The 8701-nt window shown below is 71.2% G+C and carries 7 protein-coding genes; all 7 read left to right on the top strand.

Annotated features, from left to right (window positions below; translation table 11 throughout):
• The first annotated feature begins 265 nt into the window (after window positions 1–265).
• Genes fxlM (AB1460_RS34155) through AB1460_RS34125 form a run of 7 tightly spaced genes read left to right on the top strand, consistent with a single transcriptional unit; the run spans window position 266 to window position 8598 of the window.
• Entirely contained in the window at window positions 266–1429 is a 1164-nt protein-coding gene (gene fxlM / locus AB1460_RS34155) for a methyltransferase, FxLD system (protein ID WP_368966449.1), read from the top strand.
• Between the two features lie 43 nt (window positions 1430–1472).
• Window positions 1473–2708: a methyltransferase, FxLD system gene (gene fxlM, locus AB1460_RS34150; RefSeq protein ID WP_368966450.1), complete on the top strand. Its 1236-nt coding sequence runs from the start codon at window positions 1473–1475 to the stop codon at window positions 2706–2708.
• A 52-nt stretch (window positions 2709–2760) separates the two neighbouring features.
• Window positions 2761–2931, top strand: a complete 171-nt coding sequence (locus AB1460_RS34145; protein ID WP_368966447.1) for an FxLD family lanthipeptide — start codon at window positions 2761–2763, stop codon at window positions 2929–2931.
• 24 nt (window positions 2932–2955) lie between these two features.
• The gene (locus AB1460_RS34140; RefSeq protein ID WP_368966445.1) at window positions 2956–6042 is read left to right on the top strand and encodes a lantibiotic dehydratase; all 3087 of its coding nucleotides are present in this window, start codon (window positions 2956–2958) and stop codon (window positions 6040–6042) included.
• The gene (locus AB1460_RS34135; RefSeq protein WP_368966444.1) at window positions 6039–7253 is read left to right on the top strand and encodes a lanthionine synthetase C family protein; all 1215 of its coding nucleotides are present in this window, start codon (window positions 6039–6041) and stop codon (window positions 7251–7253) included. The genes AB1460_RS34140 and AB1460_RS34135 overlap by 4 nt, the downstream gene beginning before the upstream one ends.
• Complete coding sequence (locus AB1460_RS34130) at window positions 7235–8263, top strand: thiopeptide-type bacteriocin biosynthesis protein (protein WP_368966442.1); 1029 nt, start codon at window positions 7235–7237, stop codon at window positions 8261–8263. The genes AB1460_RS34135 and AB1460_RS34130 overlap by 19 nt, the downstream gene beginning before the upstream one ends.
• Before the next feature lie 38 nt (window positions 8264–8301).
• Window positions 8302–8598 (top strand): hypothetical protein, encoded by a 297-nt coding sequence (locus tag AB1460_RS34125; RefSeq protein ID WP_368966441.1) that lies wholly within the window; start codon window positions 8302–8304, stop codon window positions 8596–8598.
• Window positions 8599–8701 lie beyond the last annotated feature (103 nt).

Below are 8701 nucleotides of genomic sequence, written 5' to 3'. Positions count from 1 at the left end.
CTCTGGTGCACATTCGGTGGTGACGGACGGTTAGCATTCGTGCGACCTGCCAGGCGTGGTGAAGCGCTTGGCAATACGGACATTCTGGGGCGTCGCCTCTGTGGTGACTGGCGGGTTCGACGCGCAGCCACGGGCGCCAGGGTGCTGGCAGTTGCCCGGATTGAACGGGATTCGCCCACTATCGTCGCCGCATCTGCATCGGCTACACATCGTCACCACCGAATGTGCGCCAGAGCCAAAATCGTGACAGGCTCTGCACACGGCCATGATCGACATGGTCCTGGCGAAGGAGCCCGTCTCCGCCCCGGTCGTGGCCGCGTTGCGGGCCGTGCCCCGGGACCTGTTCCTGCCCGACGCCTCCACCGAAGAGGCCTACAAGGACGACGTCGTCGTCACGAAATGGGATGTCTACGGAGCACCGCTCAGCGCGGTGTCACGGCCCTCCACCGTCGCGGCGACGCTCGAGCAGCTCCGGGTCGAACCCGGTCAGCGGATCCTGGAGATCGGCTCCGGCGGCTACACCGCTGCCCTGTTGGCTGAGCTGACCGGGCCTACCGGCCACGTCACCACCATCGACATCGACCAGTCCGTAGTCCACCGGACCCACGCCTGCCTGGGCAAAGCCGGCTACACCGACGTCACGGCGCTGATCAACGACGGGTACTTCGGGTTCCCGCTCCGCGCCCCCTACGACCGGATCGTCGTCACCGTCAACGCACCCGACATCCCGCGGGCCTGGACCGCCCAGCTCGTCACCGGCGGACGCATCGTCATCCCGCTGCAGCTACGAGGCCTGCTGCGCACCGTCGCGTTCACCTGGGACGGCGAGGTTCTGACCTCGGACTCGATGCGGCCGTACGGCTTCGTCCGTCTCCAGGGTGCCGGGGCCCGTGTCTCCTCGCCTCGGATGATCCGCTTGGCCGACGGGGTCCACCTTGACTTCGACGACGGCCAGGACGCTGATACCGACGCGCTCCGCGACGCGATCAGTGGGCCGCGCCACACCCACTCCACCGGGGTATCCCTCTCCCCCTCCGCAGATGACCTGCCGAGCCTGGACCTGTGGCTGGCCATTGTGCAGCCCACCTACGGCCGGCTCCACGGCACCGACGCCTCCGCCGGAACCGAACTGCTCGCGCCCGCAGCGCCCGGCGAGGTCTCTGCTTGCTGGTCGGACGACAGCCTCGCCTACCTGGCCTTCACCCCAACGGGCGGGACCGGGGTTGAGATCGGTGTCATCGCGTACGGCCCCGACCGGTACCGGCTTGCCGACCTGCTCACCCACGACGTCCGCGTGTGGGACGCCGAGCGGCGCGGTGGCCCGGACCCCACCATCCGCGTCTACCCCACCGATGCCGGCCGCGCCTCGGCGCCGGCCGGACGGCTCCTCACGAAACCATCAGCCCAGCTCCTGATCACCTGGGACTGAAACCAATCACCGACATCGCAGGAGGGAGAACCGTGTGAGCGACATGCCCGGGCAACAACAACCACCCGGAGCCGACGGGGAAGCGCGCGCTGAGGATCTACGGGCCCGTCTCGTGGACGACCTCATCGCGGAGGGCTCGATCAGAACGAAGGAGGTCGAGGCAGCGTTCCGTACGGTGCCGCGGCACCTGTTCGCTCCCGAGGTCTCGCTGAAGGACGCCTACACCGACGACATCGTGCGGACCAAGCACGACCAGAACGGCGTGACAGTCAGCTCGGTCTCCGCCCCGTGGCTTCAGGCAACGATGCTCGAACAGGCCGGAATCAGCCCCGGCATGCGGGTACTCGAAGTGGGCTCCGGGGGCTACAACGCCGCCCTGATCGCGGAACTCGTCGGCCCGACCGGCGCAGTGACCACCATGGACATCGACGCCGACGTCACCGAACGAGCCCACCACTGCCTCGCAGCGGCAGGCTACGACCAGGTACACGTCGTGCTGGCCGACGCCGAGCACGGGGCCCCCGAGCAGGCCCCCTACGACCGGATCATCGTCACCGCGGGCGCCTGGGACATCCCACCCGCCTGGACCGATCAACTCGCCCCGGACGGCCGGATCATCGTGCCCCTGCGGATGCGGGGACTGAGCCGGACGGTCGCGCTCACACCCCGCGACGGCACTCTGGTCAGCCTCGACCACCAGATGGCCGGCTTCGTACCCGTGCGCGGCGACGGCGCCCACCCCGAACGCCTCGTCCCGCTCCACGATGCTGACGTCGGCCTGCGGTTCGACGAGCAGATACCCGAACTCGACACCGCCGCACTGCGAGCCGCCCTGCTCACCCCACGGGTCGAGGCGTGGTCGCAAGTGCGGTTCGGCGGGATGGAACCCTTCGACGGGCTGCTGCTGTGGCTGGCCGGCACCCTCGACAACTACGGCCTGCTCTCCCGCGCCCGCTCCCAGACCGCGCGAGAACTCGTCGACCCCGTCTCACCGATCGGCACGCCCACCGCCGTGGAAGCGGGCAGCTTTGCCTACCTCACCCTGCGAAAGGTCGAGGACGGCGACGACACCTTCGAGTTCGGCGCCTACGCCCACGGCCCTGACGCCGCCCGCCTCGCCGACCTGGTCGTCACGCAGGTCCAGGCGTGGGACCGGGCCCACCGCGACGGGCCCCCGGCCACGATCAGCGTCTACCCGGCCGCGACTCCGGCCGCAGCGCTTCCACCCGGCCGGGTGATCGCCAAGCGTCACCGCACCGTCGTCCTGAGCTGGCCCTGACCAGCACAGCGGCGGGCTCACCACCAACCCCTCGGAGGAAAGGGACATCGCCATGACTCCTGCCCACCCGACAGCCCCAGCCCCACTGCCCCTCGCCGGCGACTACGACCTGGACGTCCACATCGTCGACGGCGGTCCTGTCATCCCCGAGCTGCTGCGTTCCACCAGCGACAACTGCGGCAAGACCTGCGCGTCGGCCTGCACCAGCTGCAAGCAGGACTGATCCTCCGCCGCTGAGAGGTGCGTGATGTACCGCAGCCTTGACGTTCCGCTGCTACGGATGGCGGTGGTCCCCACCGATGTCGGCCTGCCACCATGGCCAGACCTCGACGACAACACCGACAGCGCCGTAGCCGGCTGGACGGATTGGCTGCGGGACATCTGGGCACGACCCGTGTTCGCCGACGCGATGACGCTCGCCAGCCCTTCGCTGGCCGCACGGGTCGCGACGATCCTCGACGGGCAGTGCCACGATCGACGGGCGGCCCGTCGAGCTGTCACGGCGACAGCCCGGTACGTGTCGCGGATGGTCGGGCGTGCCACCCCGTTCGGCCTGTTCGCCGGTGTCGCGCCCGCGGGTTTCGGCCCGCGGGCACGCGTCCGGCTCAGCGACGACCATCGGGTTCACGCCCGGCCGGGCGGCGGCTGGCTCGCCGCGCTCGCCGACGACCTGGAAGCGTGCGACACGCTCCTGCGACGGCTTCCGGTCACCGCCGACGGGCTACCGGTCGCCCGCGGCGACCGACTGTTCACCGGCCCTGTCGTCCGGTCCGGCCACGACGCCGGGCCGGAGTCGGTGGTTGAGGTGTCGGTGCGCCGCACCCGGGCTGTGGAAGCCGCGTTGCGCCACGCGGCCAGCTCGCTGCCCGTCCCCGAGCTGGTCGCTCGCCTCGCCGCCGACGCACCCGCTTCCGCTGCCGGCCGGATCGAGGCCATGGTGATCGAGTTGGTCCGCCGCCGGTTCCTGCACACGCCTCTACGCCCGGCAACGACCATCACCGATCCGCTCAGCGAGGTCGCCGACCAGCTGGCCGCGGCCCGGATCGACGGCCTTCCCCCACTCGCCGGCCGCCTCAGCACGATCCGCGACCTGCAACACCTGCTCACCCACCACGACAATTCGCGCTCCGCCTCGCACCGTCGCGCGCTGCGCACGCAGGCAGCTGCACTTCAGCGGCGCGTCGTTCCCAGCGCCGACCAGGATCTCGACGTAGACCTCGTGTTGAACGCCGAGGTGGTCCTGCCAGGATCTGTCGCTGAGGAGGCAGGCGCCGCCGCGAGGGCGCTCGCCCAGCTCACAGGGCCGTCCGCCGTGCCCCCGGAGTGGGCGAACTGGCATGAAGCCTTCCTGGAACGCTACGGCCCCGCCGCCGTCGTCCCGCTGCTGGAGGCCGTCAACCCGGACACCGGCCTCGGTCTGCCCGCCACCTTCCGAGGCTCCACACGCTCCCACCGCCCCGGTGGGGACGCGGCCCGCGATCAGCGCCTGGCCGCACTCGCGCAGCGAGCGGCCCTGGACGGCGCCATCGAAGTAAGCCTCGGCGACGCCGACATCGCGGCCCTGGCCGGCGACACCGCACCGGCCCGGGTTCCGCCACATGCCGAACTCATCGTCGAGGTCCACGCCAACGACCTGACAGCATTGTCGCGAGGCCTGTTCGCCCTGCGGGTCACCGGAGGCGGACGCGCCGCCGCGACCACCACCGGCCGCTTCCTGCACCTGCTCGATCCCGCGTCTCTCGACCAATTCCGCAGCACCTACGCCGCCCTGCCCACCATGCGGGCTGGCGCGACGGCCGCGCAGGTGTCCTGTCCGCCGCTTCCCGCAGCCACCGTCGGCATGGCCCGATCGCCGCAGCTCACCGACACGGTGATCACGCTCGCCGAGCATCATGACGCCGGTCCGGGCGCGCTGCGCCCGGCCGACCTGGCCATCGGGGCCGACGCTGAAGGGCTTTACCTGGTGTCGCTGCCCGACCGACGCCTCGTCGAGCCGTCCGCCGCGCATGCAGTGGAGTTCCGGTACCATGCCCATCCGCTGGCACGGTTCCTGTGCGAGCTGCCCACCGCCCGCGTCGCCGTCTCCATCCCGTTCTCCTGGGGCACCGCCAGTGGCCTGCCGTTCCTGCCCCGGCTCGTCCATCGGCGCACCGTGCTCGCCCCGGCCCGCTGGAACCTCACAGCGGCCGACCTGCCCGCCCGCACCGCGTCTGCAAAGGAATGCCGCGAGGCACTGGCCTGCCGGGGCGGCGCGATCCCGGTACCCACGCGGGTCCAGCTCGTCGAGACCGACAACCGGTTGCGCCTCAACCTGCACGTCGACGCCCACCTCGCCCTGCTACGCGATCACCTGCACCGCCACGGCTCCGCCCGCCTCGACGAGGACGCCGCCCCGGAAGCCTTCGGCTGGCTCGACGGCCACGCCCACGAACTGGTCATCCCACTGGCCACCACCGCCGTACCGCTGCCGGGGCCGGCACCGGAACGCCTCGCAGCAACCGTGCCCACGACTCGGACGGATGCTCAGCTACCCGGCGTGTCGCTGTGGCTGTCGGCCCGGCTCTACGGCCACCCCGACCGGATCACCGAACTACTCGCCCACCTCGACGACCTCCTGGACGAGTGGCCCAACCCGCCCGCGTGGTGGTTCCTGCCGTACCGCGACACCGAGCCCCACCTGCGGCTACGCCTCGCCGGTACTGAACCCGGCGGCTGCGGGCTGACGGCCCGGCTGGGAACCTGGGCCGCGGCACAGCGCGAGGCCGGACTGCTGTCCCACCTCCACCTCGACACCTACCAACCGGAAACCGGCCGCTACGGTTACGGCCCGGCGATGACCGCCGCCGAAGCCGTCTTCAGCGCCGACTCCGCCGCCGCTCTCGCTGCCCGCCGTCTCGCCGCACGTGCCCGTCTGCCTATCGAAGCGGTCACCGTCGCCGGCCTGGTCGACATGGCCATCGCATTCTCCGGCGCGTCCTCCCCCGGGATGCGATGGCTTCGTGACGTACTGCCTCATAAGCCCGCCCGCGTCCCACGGGCGGAACGCGCCATCGCGTTGCGCCTCGCTGACCCGGCAGATGGTTTCGCTCATCTGCGCGCCGTGCCCGGCACCGACGTTGTGATGTCCGCCTGGCAGGCGCGGGCCACAGCGCTGGCTGCCTACCGGGACACCCTCGCCGCGCAGCGCCCGCCTGACCAGGCCCTGGCCTCGCTGCTGCACCTGCACACCGTCCGAACCCTCGGCCTGAACCCAGCAGCCGAACAGACCTGCATCGCTCTCGCCCGAGCCACGGCCGAACGTGCCCTCGCGACCACCGAGGCGACCGTCTCATGATCTACCGCAATCAGGCCGCCGCCACAGCAGTTAGCCTCGCCACCCGCCTCACCATTCCGGCCCGCGGTGAACTCTGGCAGACCGCGCAGTCGCTCGCCGACGGAGCGGCCGGCATCGCCCTCCTGCACGCCGAACGAGCGCACGCCGGCGCAGGGTGGGAGTCCGTCCAGACGTGGCTTACAGCGACCACAGCCGGCCACGTCAGCGTGGCAAGGAACAGCTCTCTATTCGCCGGTGCGCCAGCGGTCGCCTTCGCCGTTCACACCGCCGCTGGACAGACCCTCCGCTACACCACGGCGCGCACCGCGCTCGACCAGGCCGTCGCCACCATCGCCCACCGCCGCATCGACGCCGCCAACGCCCGCATCGACCGAGGTGAACCGGGACGGTTCACCGAATACGACGTCATCAACGGGCTGACCGGCATCGGCGCCCACCTCCTCACCCACGCCCCCGGCGACGACGCCCTCGGCCGCATCCTCACCTACCTCGTCCGCCTCACCACACCCCTCCACGTCAGCGGAAAGGAACTACCCGGCTGGTGGTGCAGCCACGACCCATCCCAGGGCAAATCTGCCAAATTCGCCGGCGGGCACGCCAACCTCGGTATGGCGCACGGCGCTGCCGGCCCGCTGGCCCTGCTTTCACTCGCCGCCCGCGCCGGGATACGCGTCGACGGCCAGACCGACGCGATCAACAGGCTGTGCGCCTTCTACGACCGATGGCGCCAAGACAGCCCCGGCGGCCCATTCTGGCCACAGTGGATCACCCGCGCCGACCAGCACACCTCAGCGTCGGCCCAGCCTGGCCCCGGCCGCCCGAGCTGGTGCTACGGCACCCCCGGGATCGCCCGCGCCCTCCAACTCGCCGGCCTCGCCACCGGTGACACCGCCCGCCAGAACGCCGCCGAACAAGCGCTCGCCGCCTGCCTGACCGACTCCACCCAGCTCGCCCACCTCACCGACGCCGGGCTGTGCCACGGATGGGCCGGGCTCTACCAAACCGTCGCCCGCGCCGCCGCCGACACCACCACCGACATCCTCGATCATCATCTCCCGGCACTCGCCGCCTCCCTCTTGTTCTCCGCCCTTTCCACCAGCGGGCGGGGTGACGGGCTGCTCGAAGGAGACGCCGGCCTCGCCCTCGTCCTCCACAGCGTCGCCGCCGGCGCCCCGGTCACCGGATGGGACACATGCCTGCTGATCCACTGACCGCCGCTGGCACCGAACAGGCCGTACTCGCGGTGCTTGCCGGCATGCCGCTACCCACCGCCGCCGCCCACGCCGCCATGCATCCCGACCATCTCGCCGACGCCGTCGCCACCTACCAGGCAGCAGGACGCGCCACGATCACAGACCAAGCCGCCGCCTGCTTCCAGGTACGCGTCACATTTCCCGACCCAGCGGACTCGGAGACAGCCGCAGCGACCCACCTGTTACCCGTGCTGCGCCGCACCCAGGCCAGCGGCGTCGCCGGTTCCTGGTGGTTCGTGCGCAAGACGCCCGACTGGCGGCTCCGGCTTTCCCCGGCCAGCGGCACGTCCGTGGCAGATCTCCGTGCCGCTCTCCGCCCCGCCTTCGACGGCCTGACCGCGGCCGGTGCGATCCGAGCCTGGGCGGAAGGGATCTACGAGCCCGAGGAGTACGCCCTCGGCGGCGAGGTCGGTGCCGAAGTCGCGCACCGGCTGTTCGCCGCCGACAGCGGCCACATTCTCGGCCGCCTACACACTGAGATCACCAGCAGGACCCCGCCGCGTCTCGGCCGCCGCGAGCTGTCGGTGCTGTTGATCGTCACGCTGCTGCGCGCCGCTGGCCTGGACTGGTACGAGCGCGGTGACGTCTTCGACCGTGTCAGCCACCTGCGCCCTCCGCCAGCCACAGCACCCACCACCACCGAGGTCCGAACCCTCGCCGCCGCTCTGCGCAGGCTGTTGACCGCCGACACGGACCCGGCAGGTGACCTGTTCGGCTCGGACCGACCGCTGGCCAACCTGGGAACTTGGGCCAGCGCCTTTCACGATGCCGGTCGGGCCCTTGGACAGGCCGCGTACGCCGGGACCTTGCGCCGCGGGCTACGCGACCTCCTCGCCCACCATGTGATCTTCCATTGGAACCGCCTCGGCCTGAGTGCCGAGACCCAGGGCGTACTCGCCGTCACAGCGCGCGAGACCGTCCTCCGCGCTCCCGCACTCCCTGAAGCGCTAACGCCGCAGGCACGCTGATGTGGCCGCCGCCGAGCGGCGCAGACACCGTCACCCGCATGCGCGCAGCGCACGACCGCGCCAGCGCCGCCCTCCGGGTCGCGGTCGACCGGACCCGGGCTAAGGAAGCGTGGGGCTTCGCCGGACGAACTCTCGGCCGACCGGTAATGACCCCCCACGGCCCTGGCTGGCTGCGGATCGCCGCCACCGAGGCCGGACGGCAGATCACCACGTTCTGGGACGGCGGACGCACCGCGCAGCAGGCGCTGCCAGCATCCATCCCACGCCCAGCGCTACGCGCGATCCACGACCATCACCACGACGGCTGGGACTTGTCGCAGCCTCCGGAAAACTGACCCCCTGGGGGGCCGCGAAAGTTGACCCCCTGCTGAGGTAGGAGGGGTGCTGAAGGTGGAGGACTGGGCGGAGATCCGCCGGTTGCATCGGGCTGAGGGTGTA

Origin of the sequence: Parafrankia sp. FMc2, from assembly GCF_041008525.1 — a bacterium.
Taxonomy (GTDB): Bacteria; Actinomycetota; Actinomycetes; order Frankiales; family Frankiaceae; genus Parafrankia.
This window is presented reverse-complemented; position numbering and strand designations above follow the sequence as displayed.

Coding starts and splice junctions, on each gene's coding strand:
- AB1460_RS34145 (WP_368966447.1), top strand. CDS start 2,761: ATGACTCCTGCCCACCCGACAGCCCCAGCCCCACTGCCCCTCGCCGGC.
- AB1460_RS34130 (WP_368966442.1), top strand. CDS start 7,235: ATGCCTGCTGATCCACTGACCGCCGCTGGCACCGAACAGGCCGTACTC.
- fxlM (WP_368966450.1), top strand. CDS start 1,473: ATGCCCGGGCAACAACAACCACCCGGAGCCGACGGGGAAGCGCGCGCT.
- fxlM (WP_368966449.1), top strand. CDS start 266: ATGATCGACATGGTCCTGGCGAAGGAGCCCGTCTCCGCCCCGGTCGTG.
- AB1460_RS34140 (WP_368966445.1), top strand. CDS start 2,956: ATGTACCGCAGCCTTGACGTTCCGCTGCTACGGATGGCGGTGGTCCCC.
- AB1460_RS34135 (WP_368966444.1), top strand. CDS start 6,039: ATGATCTACCGCAATCAGGCCGCCGCCACAGCAGTTAGCCTCGCCACC.
- AB1460_RS34125 (WP_368966441.1), top strand. CDS start 8,302: ATGCGCGCAGCGCACGACCGCGCCAGCGCCGCCCTCCGGGTCGCGGTC.